The sequence below is a fragment of the Streptococcus henryi DSM 19005 genome (genome assembly GCF_000376985.1).
GTDB lineage: Bacteria > Bacillota > Bacilli > Lactobacillales > Streptococcaceae > Streptococcus > Streptococcus henryi.
The window spans coordinates 1-17215 of record NZ_AQYA01000033.1; the positions used below are offsets into that span (position 1 = coordinate 1).

General features: G+C 39.4%; 14 protein-coding genes, 1 tRNA gene and 1 pseudogene. 1 reads left to right on the forward strand and 15 read right to left on the reverse strand.

Annotated elements, in window-relative coordinates:
• From F601_RS13100 to rsgA, 12 genes and pseudogenes are all read right to left on the reverse strand, one after another.
• Window positions 1-179: pseudogene (locus tag F601_RS13100) on the reverse strand (IS5/IS1182 family transposase); the annotation flags it as partial.
• A 141-nt stretch (window positions 180-320) separates the two neighbouring features.
• Complete coding sequence (gap, locus tag F601_RS0106365; protein ID WP_018164834.1) at window positions 321-1331, reverse strand: type I glyceraldehyde-3-phosphate dehydrogenase; 1011 nt, start codon at window positions 1329-1331, stop codon at window positions 321-323.
• 199 nt (window positions 1332-1530) lie between these two features.
• Complete coding sequence (gene fusA, locus F601_RS0106370) at window positions 1531-3609, reverse strand: elongation factor G (RefSeq protein ID WP_018164835.1); 2079 nt, start codon at window positions 3607-3609, stop codon at window positions 1531-1533.
• Between the two features lie 252 nt (window positions 3610-3861).
• Window positions 3862-4332, reverse strand: a complete 471-nt coding sequence (gene rpsG, locus F601_RS0106375) for a 30S ribosomal protein S7 (protein ID WP_018164836.1) — start codon at window positions 4330-4332, stop codon at window positions 3862-3864.
• 18 nt (window positions 4333-4350) lie between these two features.
• On the reverse strand, window positions 4351-4764 hold the full coding sequence (rpsL, locus tag F601_RS0106380; protein WP_018164837.1) for a 30S ribosomal protein S12: 414 nt from the start codon (window positions 4762-4764) through the stop codon (window positions 4351-4353).
• A 507-nt stretch (window positions 4765-5271) separates the two neighbouring features.
• The gene (locus F601_RS0106385) at window positions 5272-5616 is read right to left on the reverse strand and encodes a hypothetical protein (protein ID WP_018164838.1); all 345 of its coding nucleotides are present in this window, start codon (window positions 5614-5616) and stop codon (window positions 5272-5274) included.
• A 98-nt stretch (window positions 5617-5714) separates the two neighbouring features.
• On the reverse strand, window positions 5715-6530 hold the full coding sequence (gene purR / locus F601_RS0106390; protein ID WP_018164839.1) for a pur operon repressor: 816 nt from the start codon (window positions 6528-6530) through the stop codon (window positions 5715-5717).
• Window positions 6531-6624: 94 nt separating this feature from the next.
• Entirely contained in the window at window positions 6625-7569 is a 945-nt protein-coding gene (locus F601_RS0106395; RefSeq protein ID WP_018164840.1) for a 3'-5' exoribonuclease YhaM family protein, read from the reverse strand.
• A gap of 49 nt (window positions 7570-7618) precedes the next feature.
• Window positions 7619-8893 carry a DNA recombination protein RmuC gene (locus F601_RS0106400; protein WP_018164841.1) on the reverse strand — a complete coding sequence of 425 codons (1275 nt, stop codon included), beginning with the start codon at window positions 8891-8893 and terminating at the stop codon, window positions 7619-7621.
• A 1-nt stretch (window position 8894) separates the two neighbouring features.
• Complete coding sequence (locus F601_RS0106405) at window positions 8895-9527, reverse strand: thiamine diphosphokinase (protein WP_018164842.1); 633 nt, start codon at window positions 9525-9527, stop codon at window positions 8895-8897.
• Complete coding sequence (gene rpe / locus F601_RS0106410; RefSeq protein WP_018164843.1) at window positions 9520-10182, reverse strand: ribulose-phosphate 3-epimerase; 663 nt, start codon at window positions 10180-10182, stop codon at window positions 9520-9522. Before rpe ends, F601_RS0106405 begins: the two co-directional genes overlap by 8 nt.
• An 8-nt stretch (window positions 10183-10190) precedes the next feature.
• Window positions 10191-11063: a ribosome small subunit-dependent GTPase A gene (gene rsgA / locus F601_RS0106415; RefSeq protein WP_018164844.1), complete on the reverse strand. Its 873-nt coding sequence runs from the start codon at window positions 11061-11063 to the stop codon at window positions 10191-10193.
• A 125-nt stretch (window positions 11064-11188) separates the two neighbouring features.
• On the opposite strand from rsgA, the gene F601_RS0106420 reads away from it, so the two are divergent.
• Window positions 11189-11270 (forward strand) — tRNA-Leu (locus tag F601_RS0106420).
• Window positions 11271-11776: 506 nt separating this feature from the next.
• Here the strand turns inward: F601_RS0106420 and tkt are convergent.
• The 3 genes from tkt to F601_RS0106435 form a co-directional block, all read right to left on the reverse strand.
• Complete coding sequence (tkt, locus tag F601_RS0106425) at window positions 11777-13750, reverse strand: transketolase (protein WP_018164845.1); 1974 nt, start codon at window positions 13748-13750, stop codon at window positions 11777-11779.
• A gap of 144 nt (window positions 13751-13894) precedes the next feature.
• A complete protein-coding gene (ulaG, locus tag F601_RS0106430) occupies window positions 13895-14986 on the reverse strand; it encodes an L-ascorbate 6-phosphate lactonase (RefSeq protein ID WP_018164846.1) in 1092 nt (363 codons plus the stop codon).
• Window positions 14987-15416: 430 nt separating this feature from the next.
• Window positions 15417-17084: a BglG family transcription antiterminator gene (locus F601_RS0106435; protein ID WP_018164847.1), complete on the reverse strand. Its 1668-nt coding sequence runs from the start codon at window positions 17082-17084 to the stop codon at window positions 15417-15419.
• Window positions 17085-17215: the final 131 nt, after the last annotated feature.

Consider the following 17215-nt stretch of genomic DNA (forward strand, 5'->3'; position numbering starts at 1 on the left):
TTCAAAAGCATAGCCGGATGGAAGGCTGGTCGGCCAGTATGAGACTTTTCTTCCAGTAAAACATGATTAGGGATACTGTCCACGAAAAGACTGATGAGTCTAACTTCATGGTTCATGGGAATATCGTAAGCAAGATTTAGTTCCAAACTTAACTGATTTGTGTTATACTCTTTATACATAGTCATGGCTTTCTAATTGTTTTGTCGTTATTATAATTATAAACCATGACATAGGAAAACGAGCATCTCCAACTGCGGAAATGCCCGTTTTTTTTTGTGTTCTGAAGCTAGTTTTTGCCCAGCCTCTAGCTAAGTAATGAATTATTTAGCGATTTTTGCGAAGTACTCAAGAGTACGTACAAGTTGTGAAGTGTAAGACATTTCGTTGTCATACCATGAAACAACTTTAACCAATTGTTCGCCATCAACTTCGATTACTTTAGTTTGAGTTGCATCAAACAACGAACCGTTTGAGATACCAACGATATCTGAAGAAACGATTTGGTCTTCAGTGTAACCAAATGATTCGTTTGAAGCAGCTTTCATAGCAGCGTTAACTTCTTCAGCAGTAACTTTTTTGTCAAGAGTTGCAACCAATTCAGTTACAGAACCTGTTGGAACTGGAACACGTTGTGCAGCACCGTCAAGTTTACCGTTAAGTTCTGGGATAACAAGACCGATAGCTTTAGCAGCACCAGTTGAGTTAGGAACGATGTTAGCTGCAGCAGCACGAGCACGACGAAGGTCACCACCACGGTGTGGTCCGTCAAGAACCATTTGGTCACCAGTGTAACCGTGGATAGTAGTCATAAGACCTTTTTGTACGCCGAAGTTATCGTGAAGAGCTTTAGCCATTGGTGCAAGACAGTTTGTAGTACATGAAGCACCTGAGATAACTGTTTCTGTACCATCAAGGATGTCGTGGTTAGTGTTGAAAACAACAGTTTTAACATCGTTTCCACCAGGAGCTGTGATAACAACTTTTTTAGCACCATTTGCATGGATGTGTTGTTCAGCTTTTTCTTTAGATGCAAAGAAACCAGTAGCTTCAAGAACGATTTCTACACCGTCAGTAGCCCAGTCAATGTTTGCTGGTTCGCGTTCAGCAGAAACTTTAACGAATTTACCGTTAACTTCGAATCCACCTTCTTTAACTTCAACTGTACCGTCGAAACGACCTTGAGTTGTGTCGTATTTCAACAAGTGAGCAAGCATGTTTGGATCTGTAAGGTCGTTGATACGAGTAACTTCAACACCTTCTACGTTTTGGATACGACGGAATGCAAGACGACCGATACGACCGAAACCGTTAATACCAACTTTAACTACCATTAGTGATTTCCTCCTTATGAAAATCTCAAATATTTAAATTTAGAGAGTCACCTCTCTACCAATTGTGAAAAGAATAACTTGCAAACGGGTGCAACATCTTTCAACAGTCTTATTATATAACTATTTCAGAAAAATTGCAAATCATATAACCGTTTTCACAAAGAAAAAAGGTATCCAATGGACACCTTTTTAATAGTGATTATTCACCTGAGTTTTTCTTAATGATTTCTTCTTGAACAGATTTTGGAACATCTTCATAGTGGTCAAATACCATCATGAATGTACCGCGACCTTGTGTTGCAGAACGAAGAACTGTTGCATAACCAAACATTTCAGCAAGCGGAACATATGCACGAACGATTTGGCTAGCTCCATGAGCTTCCATACCATCAACGCGTCCACGACGTGCTGTCACGTGTCCCATAACATCACCAAGGTTATCTTCTGGTGCTGTGATAGTAACAAGCATCATTGGTTCAAGGATAGCAGGTTGTGCTGTTTTAGCTGCTTCTTTAAGTGCAAGTGAAGCTGCAATCTTGAAGGCAGTTTCAGATGAATCGACATCGTGATATGAACCGTCGTAAAGTTTAGCTTTAACGTCAACCATTGGGTATCCTGCAAGAACCCCGTTAGCCATTGATTCTACCAAACCTTTTTCGACCGCTGGGATGAATTCACGTGGAACCACACCACCGACGATTGCATTTTCAAATTCGAAACCTTTACCTTCTTCGTTTGGAGTGAATTCAATCCAAACATCACCAAATTGACCTTTACCACCAGATTGGCGTTTGAAGAAACCACGAGCTTGTGTTGAAGCGCGGAATGTTTCGCGGTAAGATACTTGAGGAGCACCTACGTTAGCTTCAACTTTAAATTCGCGTTTCATACGGTCAACAAGGACGTCAAGGTGAAGTTCACCCATACCAGAGATAACTGTTTCACCAGTTTCAACGTTAGTTTCGACGCGGAATGTTGGATCTTCTTCAGCAAGTTTTTGAAGGGCAACACCCATCTTATCTTGGTCAGCTTTAGATTTTGGTTCAACCATCAATTGGATAACTGGTTCTGGAACTTCAATTGACTCAAGAATAACTTTTGCTTTTTCATCAGTCAATGAGTCACCAGTTGTGGTATCTTTCAAACCAACAGCTGCAGCGATATCACCAGAGTAAACTGTTTCAATTTCTTTACGAGTGTTTGCGTGCATTTGAAGGATACGTCCGATACGTTCACGTTTACCTTTTGTAGTGTTCAATACGTATGAACCTGAATTAAGAACACCTGAGTAAACACGGAAGAATGTCAAACGACCTACGAATGGGTCAGTCATAATCTTGAAGGCAAGAGCTGCAAATGGCTCATCATCAGATGCAGGACGAGTTTCTTCTTCATCAGTATCTGGATTTACACCTTTGATTGCTGGGATATCAAGTGGGCTTGGCAAGTAGTCAAGAACTGCATCAAGCATCAATTGAACACCTTTATTTTTGAAGGCAGATCCACAAAGTACTGGGTAGAATTCAACGTTGATAGTTGCTTTACGGATAGCAGCTTTCAATTCATCGTTAGTGATTTCTTCACCTTCAAGATATTTCATCATAAGATCTTCGTCAGTTTCAGCAACTGCTTCGATCAATTTTTCACGGTATTCTTGAGCTTGTTCAAGGTAATCAGCTGGAATATCTTCTTCAAGAATATCTGTACCAAGGTCGTTAGTATAGATTTCAGCTTTCATTTTGATCAAGTCAATAATACCACGGAAATCATCCTCAGATCCGATTGGCAATTGAATTGGGTGAGCGTTAGCTTGAAGACGGTCATGAAGAGTTTGTACTGAGTAAAGGAAGTCAGCACCAATTTTATCCATCTTGTTAGCGAATACGATACGTGGAACACCGTATTCTGTAGCTTGACGCCATACTGTTTCAGTTTGAGGCTCAACACCTGATTGTGAGTCAAGAACTGTTACAGCACCATCAAGAACGCGGAGTGAACGTTGAACTTCGATTGTGAAGTCAACGTGTCCTGGTGTGTCGATGATGTTAACGCGTGTATCTTTCCATTGTGCAGTTGTTGCTGCTGATGTGATTGTGATACCACGTTCTTGTTCTTGCTCCATCCAGTCCATTTGTGAAGCACCTTCGTGTGTTTCACCAATTTTGTGAATTTTACCAGTGTAGTAAAGAATACGCTCAGTTGTAGTTGTTTTACCAGCATCGACGTGAGCCATGATACCGATATTACGAGTTTTTTCTAGTGAAAATTCGCGTGCCATGAGGTTGTTTCTCCTATATTTTTATTTCTGTTTCTATTATATCATATTTAATAAGAACGGATAGGCAGGACCTACCCGTTCTAACATGATTTATTTTATTTGCTTTGTAAGATTTTCAATTAAACTAACTTGTCAGTTTAATTGAAACCGATCGGCGTACTATCAGTGAAAAAAGATAAGCTCACTTGGTTGTAAACAACCAGCGTCACCTTCCTATTTTTCACATGTCCGCTCGCCCTTGGTATCTTATTCTTACCAGCGGAAGTGTGCGAATGCACGGTTTGCTTCAGCCATTTTGTGAGTGTCTTCACGTTTTTTAACTGATGCACCAGTGTTGTTTGCAGCGTCCATGATTTCTTTTGCAAGACGATCTTTCATAGTGTGTTCTCCACGAGCACGTGAAGCATTTACCAACCAACGAAGACCAAGTGTGATGCGACGTTCTGGACGTACTTCAACTGGGACTTGGTAGTTAGAACCACCGACACGACGTGCACGTACTTCAAGAACAGGCATGATGTTTTCCATAGCTGTTTCGAATACTTCGAGTGCATCAGTTTCAGTAGCTTCTTTGATTGCTTCAAAAGCATCATAAACGATTGTTGCTGCTGTACCACGTTTACCATCAAGCATTACACGGTTGATAAGACGTGTTACAAGTTGTGAATTATACAATGGATCTGCCAAAACTTCGCGTTTTGGAGCACGATTTTTACGACTCATTTTTACTTATCTCCCTTCTTATCCTTTTGGACGTTTAGCACCGTATTTAGAACGGCTTTGTTTACGATCAGCTACACCTGCTGTATCAAGTGCACCACGAACGATATGGTAACGTACCCCTGGAAGGTCTTTTACACGTCCACCACGGATAAGAACAACACTGTGTTCTTGAAGGTTGTGTCCGATACCTGGGATGTAAGCTGTAACTTCGATAAGGTTGCTCAAACGTACACGAGCGAATTTACGAAGGGCAGAGTTAGGTTTTTTAGGTGTCATTGTTCCAACACGAGTTGCAACACCACGTTTTTGTGGTGCAGAAACGTTAGTTTGAACTTTTTTATGGCTGTTGTAACCAACGTTAAGAGCTGGTGATTTAGATTTTTCAACTTTTGATTGACGTGGTTTACGTACCAATTGGTTGATAGTAGGCATCTACTTTTCTCCTGTAAGATTTTATTTTTGGTTGATGTGGCACTTGGTGACAGCCCACATCTGTGTGTACTTTTGCAACAATTGTCAGCACGTCTCTGTACACTTTTGAGAGACCAAAAGTAAAAAGTACCGTTAAATATAATATCATAATCCAGTTAGTACTGTCAATTGTTTTACTCTATTTTATTATTTTTTTCTTTAGGGGAAATTTTTCAAAGTAAGTTCCTATTCACCTTGTAATGCTGTATAAATTTAGTTTTAAAAAAAATGGCAACAGTCATACTGCTACCATAATTTTAGATAAATTTTTAAGAATATTATCCTAGTATCAGACTTTTTATAGTCGAATGAATTAGCTTTCAGACAAGGAACAAAAGCGAAGACAGCTCAAACAGTCAGGGAAGTGACTGTTTGAGGCGGGTCTTAAGGAAACGTCTTTCACTCAGCCGAGAGTACGGCAAACTGATAGTGACGATGTATCAAAGCTAATTCAAATGACTGATAGTATTATTGTCCTATATTTACACTGGTGCCATTTCCATCATTAACTGAAATACTACCATCTTCATTAACACTCACGCTTGCTGTTCCATCAGTTGCGTTGATACCCTCACTGTTAACATCTGCAGAATTTCCCTCACCATCAGATGCTTCTACGTCAACAGTATCATCAAGGTTTACACTTGTACCTGCCTTATCAGAGACTTCAACAGAGTCATCACTAACGGAAACACTAACTGTGTCTGACGATGACGATGTCGAAGTGTCACTTGAATCAGTTTTAGAATTCCCACAAGCAGCAAGACCTAGAGCCATAAGCGTAAGTAGCGAAAGTTTCATTGTTTTTTTCATAAAAAACTCCATTTCTTAATTTAAGATCATTCTACTAAACTAATATTAAAGAATTATTATAAAACATTACAAAACAACTACGCTAAGGTTAGGATTATTTATTTTTCGAAAATATTACCAACTTCAACAGTTACTTTATTATTTTTGACATCAATTTCAGAAACTTTTAGAAGTGATTTATAGGTCATTTGATCGCGTTCTTCTTGAGCATTTTCTGCAAATACAGCAACACCCACTAGTGTTGAATCAAACTCCGTTAAGAGACTAGCCATACCGTTAATCGTACCTCCACCTTTTAGGAAGTCATCAACAATTAAAACACGGCTGTTTGGTTTCAAGCTACGTTTTGATAAGAACATTTTTTCGATACGATCACTTGAGCCGCTAGCATAGTTCACTGATACTGTTGAACCTTCAGTGATCTTTAAATCTCGTCTTACAATGACAAAAGGCACATTCAAGATATTGGCTACTGCATTTGCCAAAGGAACACCTTTGGTTGCAACTGTCATAACTGCGTCGATTTTTTGTCCTTTAAAAGCATTAGCAATAATTCGACCAACATTTTGAAGAATTTTCGGAGTGCTTAATAGATCAGACAAGTAAATATAACCACCAGGCAAGATACGATTACTTTCAGACAGACTTTGACAGAGTTCTTCAACAATAGATACCGCTTCTTCTTCACTAATACTCGGAGTAAAGATAACACCGCCACTTGCGCCTGTCACAGTATCAATTTGGCCAATTCCTGCCTCCTCAAAAGCTTTCTTAATGATAGAAATATCTTCTGAGATAGATGATTTTGCTGCTTCATATTTTTCAGCAAATGTGTTCAAACTTGTTAATTTGTATGGGTTGTTAATAAGGTAATTTGAGATAACAACCATTCGTTCACTACGTCGTAATTTCATTTTTTCACCATTTTAAAATATTTTTTTACTATTGTACCACATATCACAAAAAAAGACGAACAATGAACTATTATTCGTCTACTTTTTTCGGAATTTATTGATTATATTTGGGTTTGTAGAATGAGCGATTATCCATGGCAAAGATGCGACCGGTCATTTCACCTTCACTTACTCGACTGAGAGCAGTCGTCATCATCATCATTTCTGCGTCAATATTATCAATCATATGAATAATTTCTGCTTCCATAATCCTTGGTCGTACTGGGCTACCATACTCCAATTGTCCATGGTGACTCAATATAACATGACGTAAGACTATCACTTCTTCCTTGTCATCAGGAATATTAAGCTCAGTAATTACTTTGGTAATTTCTTCATCAATTAAAGCAATGTGTCCAATCAGATTCCCACGTACAGTGTACTCTGTATTTTCCGGTCCACTTAATTCAATGACTTTTGCTAAGTCGTGAAGCATAATACCTGCAAAGAGCAAGCTCTTATCAAGCTCGGGATAGATATCTCCGATTGCATCTGCTAAGCGAACCATTGTCGCTGTATGATAAGCTAAACCTGATTCAAAGGCGTGATGGTTAGTTTTAGCCGCAGGAAAAGTAAAGAATGCCTTATCATATTTACGGTAAAGAGCTCGTACAAGACGTTGCCAAGTAGCATTTTCGATTTTAAACATCATCTGTTCAAGATAATCTTTAACATCACTTACGTTTACCGGTGGTTTTTCCTTAAAATCCCTAGGATCGTTAGGTTCCCCATCATTTGGCAATCGTAGCGTAATCTGATTTACCTGAGGTGTACCATTATAGACCTCACGACGTCCTCGCATATAGACTACTTTACCAGCAACGAAAGTTTCTGCATTATATGGCTGAGCATCCCAAAGATTGCCAGAAATTTCACCGCTGTCGTCCTGGAAAGTAAAGGAAATATAATCTTTTCCAGCTCGGGTTTTTCGAACTTCCGATGTCTTAATAAGGTAGAAACCTTCAAAAAGCTCATCCTTTTTCATTTGGTTAATTTTCATCATTATTTACTTGGAACTAGACAATTTCTTCATAACAGTCTTAATGAATCTAGTCTTGTTCCGTCCTTTCCTCTTCTATTTGGGGAATATTTAAAAGCGACTGAGTCGACTGGTCTTGGTAAGCTTCAACAGTATTGAGAGCTCTGATAATGGCATTTGTTCTAGTGGAAATGAGGTTGTCCAAGGTGGTGTTTGCAGTGTTAAGCTGTTTTTGTGCTTTGATAAGCATATTACCAAATTTACCAAACTCAACTTTAACATTTCCTAAAATTTTGCTGATATCATCGGCATTTTTTTGAATGTTGAGCGTTTTAAAACCAACTGATAAAGAATTTAGCAGGGCAGATAAGGTTGATGGCCCTGCTACCACGATATTTTCATCTCGACGAAGGCTATCAAAGAAAGCTGCATTGCGAACAACTTCCGAGTAAAGGCCTTCTGTTGGCAAAAACATAATGCCGAAGTTCGTTGTTTCAGGCGGATTAAGGTATTTTTTATGAATGTCTTTAGCAAAGCGCTTGATGCTATTTAATAGTGACTTGCGATAAAGTTCAATCTGGTCCTTATCTCCTGTCTCATAGGCACCTTCCAAGCGGTAGTAATCTTCCAGCGGAAACTTGGAATCAATGGGGAGATAGATATAATCTCCCTCACTATTGCCAGGCAATTTAATGGCATATTCGACACGTTCAGTAGAGCCAGTGACTGTGGCAAATTCACGCTCATACTGACTGCTTGTCATAATATCTTCAATGATTTGTCCCAGTTGAAGTTCACCTAGAATACCTCGAGTTTTGGTATTGGCGAGAACCTTATTCAGGGTTCCAACATCTTGGGCCACCGTTTTCATTTCACCTAAACCTTGATTGACTGATTCTAGCTGTTTGGAGACTGTCTCAAAGGAAGCCTGGAGGCGATTTTGCAGGGTTTGTTCTAGTTTTTCTTCTACTGTTTGACGCATCTCTTCCAAGCGTTTTTCATTGGATGCTTGCATTTCCTTGACTGATTGGGTCAAATTAGAATTAATGACCTCTAATCTCTGATCTGATCGGTCTCGGCTTTCAGTCAGATTTTGATGAAGAACCTGACGAACATCATTTAGCTGCTGATAGAGGTCTGCTTGAAGACGATTGATTTGGTTGGCCAACTCTAATGATTGGTCTTTACTAGCCATTTCAAGCTGATAAGAAACCTGATCAGATAGATTATCTGCATTATCTTCAAGAGTTTCTTTTAATTGACCTTGTAGCTCTGCTATTTTCATAAATAAAAAGCTAATCATAGCAAGGCTAGCCAGAGCTATGACTACTAGTACGATATCCATTTTAACTCCTGTCTCTACTATGTATAACAATTAGGTAGCCATGCTCAAGGGTAACCTCAATAGATTTATTCGTAAATTCATTGCTAGAATAGATTTTTTTCTTAAAAAAATTGGCTGCATTAAGCTCATACTTGGCACCCTCAATGGTTAAATCAGCATCACCATCAGCCATAAAAGATACATAGGTCATACCTTCTACCATTTCAACAGATTGAGTTCCACTAGGATAAAATTCAATTAGATTCTGATAATCTAATAGACGAATTTGGCGCATAAAGGGTGCTAGAGCTGGATCGCTAGGAAGAAAGAGATTCGACATAAAATGGTCTAATCGGCCTCCGAAAGCTCCAAAAAGAGAAAGCTGAGCTTGAGGAAAGCGGGTTAAGATAGTTTTGAGAGCTAATTCTGTGTCGGTATCATTTTTAGCGGCGGGAGCTTTAATAACTTCTTTAGCAGCTGTGGTGATTTGCTTAAATTCTTCAACAGTGACGGAGTCAAAATCACCTATAGCCATATCTAAAGGAAGCCCATTTTCAAGTAAAAACAGGCTTCCGCGGTCAACCCCGATAAAATAATCAAAATCGGTCTCAAAATCTTGTAAATCTCCGCCAGCAAAAAGTGCTATCCTAGTCATTGAGAGCCACACGAAGTGTCTCAACCTGAGCCGTCAAATCTTGGGCTTTAAAAAGGTAAGATCCTGCCACGAAGACATTAGCTCCTGCATCATAGCAGGCTTTTATAGTTTGATTGTCAACACCACCATCAACTTCAATGTCAAAGTTATAACCCTTTTGGTCACGAATTTGAGCAACTTGGGTCACTTTTTCAAGGCATTCTGGAATAAAGGCTTGTCCACCAAAACCAGGATTGACAGTCATGATGAGAACTTGGTCTACCAAATTCAAAACTGGAAGCAAGGCTTGAATGGGAGTTCCTGGATTGATGACAACTCCTGCTTTCATACCGGCTGCCTTGATTTTTTGAAGAGCTCCATGAATATGTTGAGTCGCTTCAACGTGAATAGTCATGATATCTGCTCCTGCTTGAGCAAAAGCATCAACATATCTTTCTGGATCAACGACCATCAAATGGCAGTCAAAGACTAGTTTAGAATGTTTGCGCATGCTGGCAACGACATCAGCTCCAAAGCTGATATTTGGAACAAATTGTCCATCCATAATATCAATATGGACATATTCTGCACCAGTTGCTTCAATACGTTTGAGTTCACTGGCAAAGTTAGCGTAATCAGCAGCTAGGATTGAAGGAGCAATTTTATTGTTTGACATGGGAGGTCCTACTTTCTTTTTATGGTTTTCTTATATGTTTCGCGGCGATTTTCAATTTCACTTAAGAATTGAAGGTAATTATCATATCGGACTTGCCAGAGGTCACCTGCCTCAAGGGCTTCTTTTACAGCACACGAAGGTTCATGAGTATGTGTGCAAGAGCGAAACTTGCAAGAGTGGCTTAATTTACGGATTTCTGGGAAGGCTTCATTCAAGTCTTCGGCATTATCCACTTCGTAGTCCAGGGAAGAGAATCCTGGGGTATCCGCAATCTTTCCGCCGTGAACAGTGTAAAGACTGACTGCACGCGTCGTATGGCGACCACGCCCCAAGGTCTCAGAGATTTCACCTGTTTCTAAATCTAGTTCTGGTGCAATTTTATTAAGCAAGGTTGACTTGCCCACTCCTGTTTGTCCCATGAAAACAGAAACCTTATCCCTAAGATGCGGCAGTAATTCTTCCAAAGAATAACAGAAATGATAACCTATGGCCTCATAACGGGCACGGATAGCATCCATGTCAGCTCTGCTATTGAGCAAATCAAGCTTGGAAATATAGATGAGGGGCTGGATATTTTTGTGCTCCAAAAGAACTAGAAAGCGATCCAATAGGTTCCCGTTGAAGTCAGGCTCCTTGGCCGACATGATGACCACTGCTTGATCAATGTTAACGATGGGAGGACGAACTAGGCTGTTTTTACGCTCATGGATAGCTAGAATGTAGCCCTCTGAGTTCTCTTCAGCTGAAAAGTCAACAAAATCCCCAACATAAGGTGTTTGTCCTTTTTTTCTAAAATTGCCACGCGCACGTGTTTGATAAACGGTATCATCAGCCTCAACATAATAAAAACCGGCTAATGATTTGATAATTCTACCTTGCAAATGATTTTCCTTTACACATTAATAGTTCCATTATACCAGAAAGCAAACCTTAATTCAGCCATTAAGGAAAGATTCCTGCAGAATTGCCATATATTTTAAAAAGGCGTATAATGAAATTGTTCTCAGCGGAGGTGGTGGAACGGCAGACACGCATGCTTCAGGCGCATGTGCTCATAGAGCGTGAGGGTTCAAATCCCTTTCTCCGCATTTTGGATATTTTGATATCTTAAGTTAGCTCAATATGGTTATTATAGAATTCTACTCTCTAAAAATTCTTCTAAAATTAGAATAGAGGTCTAGTAATCATATCTCTTCATCTAAAAAACTAATCACATGGTCTATTACTAATACCCAAATAAAATCAATGGAGAGTAGGCAAACAAAGCCAGATAGACGAGAAGGCTTGACGACTTATCATCTTGATTTTCACAGAATATAAACAAGCTTGTTCAACTCTGCTGATATTTATTAGTTCACTCCAAAAAAGTCTGGAATTCCTTTATCCCAGGCTTTTTAGTTTTATAAGTTATATTTTTATACTCAAATAAAATCAAAATCAGACGAGGGCAGTACTAGGGTACAGCAAGTCGAAGCTGACGACGTATCATTTTGATTTTAAAAGAGTATTAATACGAAACAACACCCACCAAGATATCCCTAACTCGGAGATTGTGAGTCTCAGAATAGCTTAGTAGGTGTAACAGAGGAACGATTTAAAGAGATTTAACAAGCTCGACAACATTGTCTACAGTGAAGCCATATTTTTCAATAACTTCTGCTGCTGGTGCTGAAGCTCCGAAGTTGTCAATGCCTAGAACTTTTCCGTCAAGACCAACATATTTGTACCAAGGCTGTGTCGCTGCCATTTCAATGGCAAGACGTTTTCTGACAGCATTTGGCAAAATACTTTCCTTGTATTCTTCTGATTGAGCATCAAAGAGGTCCGTAGAAGGAACAGAAACGACACGGACTTTTTGACCTTGAGCAGCCAAAACTTTAGCGGCCTTGACTGCTAAGTTAACTTCAGAACCTGATGCTAAAAGAATGGTATCGAAGTCTGGACCGGATTCATAGGTCACGTAGGCTCCCTTAGCTACCTTATTAAAGTCAGAACCTTCTTCAACCTCAAGATTTTGACGTGTCAAGACAAGGGCAGTCGGTGTAGACTGATTCGTCAAGGCATAATGCCAAGCTGCCTGTGTTTCACGGGCATCAGCTGGACGAAGGACTGTCAAGTTTGGAATAGCACGCAAACCTGCCAAGTGTTCAATTGGCTCATGAGTCGGGCCGTCTTCACCAACGGCAATTGAATCATGAGTAAAGACATAGGTTACTGGCAATCCTTGAAGGGCTGACAGACGAACAGCAGCCTTGAGGTAATCTGAGAAGACAAAGAAGGTACCGCCGAACACTCGAAGTCCGCCATGCAAAGCCATACCATTAAGAACCGTAGCCATGGCAAATTCACGAACTCCGAATTGGATGTTACGATAGAGCGGATGATCGGCATCTTGAAGACCATCTTCCTTAATATAGGTCATGTTAGAGTGGGCTAAGTCAGCAGATCCACCCAAGAAGGTTGGTAAGACAGCCGCTGCCGCATTAATAGCATCTTGAGATGAATTACGTGTCGCTTGAGAGAAGCCATTTTCGTAAGTCGGGAAATCTGCTTCTGTAATAGTCACTGGGTCCTGACCAGCTATGATAGCTTCTACTTCCTTGGCTTCTTTAGGATAGAGGGCTTTGTAAGCTAGAACTAAATCTGCCCAATCTTCATAAGCAGCAAGACCTCTGTCAGCAACATTTTCCTTGAAGTCTGCATAGACTTCTTGAGGTACTTCAAATGGAGCATATGTCCAGCCTAGATTTTCTCTTGTTGCTGCTGCTTCTTCAGCACCGAGTGGGGCACCATGGACAGCATTGGTTCCGCCTTTAGATGGAGCACCGTGACCGATGACCGTTTTAATTTCGATTAGACTAGGCTTCTTGGCTGTTTTTGCTTGGTCAATAGCAGAGCTAATTGCAGCTAAATCTGTTCCGTCAGCTACAAGGTCTGTATGCCAACCGTAAGCATCATAGCGGGCTCTGATATTTTCCGTAAAGGCCTCATGAGTTTCTCCATCAAGACAGATGTCATTGGAATCATAAAGGACAATCAATTTGTCCAGATTTTGTTTGGCAGCATAAGAAGAAGCCTCACTGGAAACACCCTCCATGAAGTCACCATCACCAGCGATAACGAAGGTATAGTGATCAAAAATTGGGAATCCATCTTTATTGTATTTAGCAGCTAAGAAACGTTCTGCCTGAGCAAAACCAACAGCGGTCGAAATGCCCTGTCCCAGAGGACCAGATGTGGCATCTACTCCGGCAGTATGGCCAAATTCAGGGTGCCCAGGTGTTTTAGAGCCCCACTGGCGGAAATTCTTGATTTCGTCAATAGAAACATCTTCAAAACCTGATAGGTGAAGGAGGGCATAGAGTAGCATGGAGCCATGCCCAGCAGAGAGGATGAAGCGGTCGCGATTGATCCAATTAGGAACTTGTGGATTGATGCGCATGTGCTTGCTGAAAAGACTATAAGCCATTGGCGCCGCACCCATGACGACACCAGGGTGACCAGATTTTGATTTTTCGATAGCATCAATGCCTAAAAAACGAATGGCATTAACAGATAAATGTGACATAATATGAACCTCTTTTTTAGATAGAAAGACCTAGCCCGAGTTTAATTTCGGGTTTTTCTTTAAAAAATACCCGCACATCGTGCGATATGCGGATATGGGAGTTTTTGAAAAGGGTAAAAACGTTTAACTTATTGGATTAGTGACTTACAAGAGAGCCTTGAATTGAATATCAGAATCTTCAAGGAAGTAATCATCAAAGCCACGTGGGTGATGGTATTCAATTCTATCCTTATCTTGTGGATATGTGTATTTACCACCAACTTCCCAGATGAATGGATGGAATTTGTATTGGAGACGTTCTTTACGCATTTTCCAAAGTTGGATAATTTCATCTGTTGAAGCCATGAAGTTAGACCAGATATCATAGTGAACTGGGATGATAACATTTGTACCAAGGTTTTCAGCCATACGAAGAAGGTCGATTGAAGTCATCTTATCTTGGATACCGATTGGGTTATCCCCGTAGTTGTTGATAGCCACATCAATATTGAAATCACGTCCATGTTTTGCAAAGTAATTTGAGAAGTGAGAATCGGCACCATGGTAGATAGTTCCTCCAGGAGTTTCAAAGACGTAGTTAACTGCCTTACTTGCCATAAGCTCATCAGTAACTGGGAGACCACTCAAACTATTGCCGTTTTCTTCATAGCCTTCAATAGGAAGAGTTACAAGACAAGTACGGTCAAATGATTCAACTGCTGTTACTTTGATGTCTTTAAATTCAAAAGAGTCACCTGGCTTAACAATTTGGATACGGTCTTCTGGAACTCCCCAACCTTTCCAAATGTCTGCACAGCCACTTGGACCAACGAATTTAACATGTGCAAGTTTTGGATTATTAAGGATAGCTGCAGAAGTTGAGATATCCATGTGGTCTGAATGAACATGAGATACAAGGTAATAGTCCAATTCATTGATAGCAAATGGATCAATTACCATAGGTTGCACGCGCAAGTTTGGTTGTAATTTACGAACACCTGACATGTTAGCCATTTGGTGTCCCCAAATCATATCTTTAACTTTTTTAGTTGATTTTCCACGGTTTGCCCAAAGGTCCATAACCACGTTAGCTCCGCCTGGAGTTTTAATCCAGACACCACAGTTACCAAGCCACCACATGGCAAAGTTGCCTTCTGGCACCACTTCTTCTTCAATTTCTTCATTTAGCCAAGTTCCCCATTCTGGGAAGGTACTTAAAATCCATGATTCACGTGTAATATCTTTAACATTTGCCATCTTAACTTTCCTCCTTGTGAAGATTATTACTTTTATTTGTTTACAATAACAGTATAATCCTAAAAACGTTTTCAAAAAAGACCAAGAAATACACAGGCATGTGTGCAAAAATGTACCCTATGAAGCTTGATAGGAACTGAAGACTATTCTTTTAAATCATGATGATACATTGTTGAGCTTTTTCGCCAACCTCCAGGCATCCCTCTGTCAGTTCGCTTTGTCTGATTTTGATTTTCTTTGAGTATAAGTCTTGAACACAGACGAAATTTTGACATCTTTTTCCAAAATAATTTTTCTGAACATCTGGCTATGGTAAGAGACTTAAAAGCATTCCAATATAAGAAAGAACCTCAAATCAAATTCTCTAAAAATCTTGATTTGAGGTTCTTAAACATTTATTAGTCTATATTTTAAAATAGATAAATCTAATTTATTCTCCCATATCAGCAGAAACAAGTTCCTGATTGATGAGTTTTTCAATTTGTGTTTTCAAGACAAATCGGTCTTTATCATCAGGAACATAAGCTTTTAGACACTTCTCTAATTTCTGACTAAAGTGAGTTTTATTTCCCTCCTCATGCATTCTTGAAAAGCGAATGAGTTTAATGATGTCTTCATTGCTGAGGATAGGATGGACGACAATGAGTGGAAATTTGGTGTCAATAACGTCACTGGTTGAAATGATCATATCAGTTTCAATGATATCACTGACGCTAACAAATTGTTCTGAAGTAAAGACTGCTTCAATATCACAGTTCGGGAGATATGTTTTACATTGACTCAAGAGAAGTTTCTGAACACCAATTCCCTCGTCACAAATAAGGGTCACCTGACGTCGTGTCTTCTCTTCTATTTTTTCTTTTTGTAATTCTCCACCTAGATGGATTGCGATGTAGGAAATATCATCATCAGTCATTTGTATCTTCCAGGCATCTTCCAAAATCGGAACACTGGCCTTGGTTATTTCAAAAAGCTCTGCATATTTTTCTTTAATATACTTGGTTAGAGGGTTTAAGGACAAGACACCATAAATCTTTCGGTAAAGCATGGCTTTGCAATGGGTCAAAAGCTGATTAAGCAGAGCGTCTCGATGTGCAAAAGTCAACCCATAATTGTAATAAAGTCCATCTAAAAAGAGATCTAGCATTCTACGCATTTCTGCGTAATCTCGACTCTCCAAGTGAAAATCACTGTCCTTACGAAAAGATAAAAGCAACATAGCAATAAGGCTAGTTTCAACCTTATCCAGTTTAATGTCAAAAGTCTCGTACAAGCCCTGTGCAATTTGTCTAGCTAACTGATATTCTTTTCTCTGCCATGTCATGCTGAGTTCACGCTTAATGACAATTTCCTCATCCTCTGACAATTCAAGACTTCGGTAGCTCAAAATTAAATAAGGTAGAATTTTAACCATAAAAAGGCTATCCTGAGAATTAATTTTCTTCCCTAAACTTTCCTGAGCATTTGCCAATCTATCTTGCAAATAGTCATTTATTTCGTCAGAAAAATAACTCTCAAAACCCGCAGTATCAATCATACGATCTCTGATAATATCTATAAAACTCCTGTTCCCTTGAGTATAAATATTGTAAAGCAGGCGGTAGAGAAACTGTATTTTTGATAAGGGATGACATTTTAAATAGTAACCACATGCTTTTGTCACATGTAATTGAATATCGTATTCTTCAGATGCCAATTTCTGACGAATTTCATTCAAATCATTTAGAATGGTATTTCTGGATACATCGTTAAGTTGCATCAGTTTATCAATAGTAACCCGGTCCTTTGAGATAGCAATATAGATCAAACTCAGCTCACAGCGTTCTGAAGATGACATGACATAAGAATAATCATCTAATTCTTCTAACAAAAGCTGACAAGCCTTACGCTGCGCCTCATTGAGGAGTATCCCAACACGAGGATAGGAAACAATTTTTTCCACACCCTCTGGAAGGGAATCATTGATTTTATCTAAATGATAATAAATTTTTCGACGCGATTGATTTAGCTTTTTAGAAATAGACATGACTGTTTCAGGCTCATCCAGACTTAACAAGTAGGACAGCAAGTCATAACTCTTCTTGTCTAAAATAATCATACTCCCTCCTTTAAGTGAGATATAAAGTCCTATAGAAAGTCCTATAGAAAGCTAAGCAAAATAGGAGTTTTGATGAGGGGTGCTTATACCCTCAGACAAATTATTTTTTTGTATAACTCCCAGATTGTATT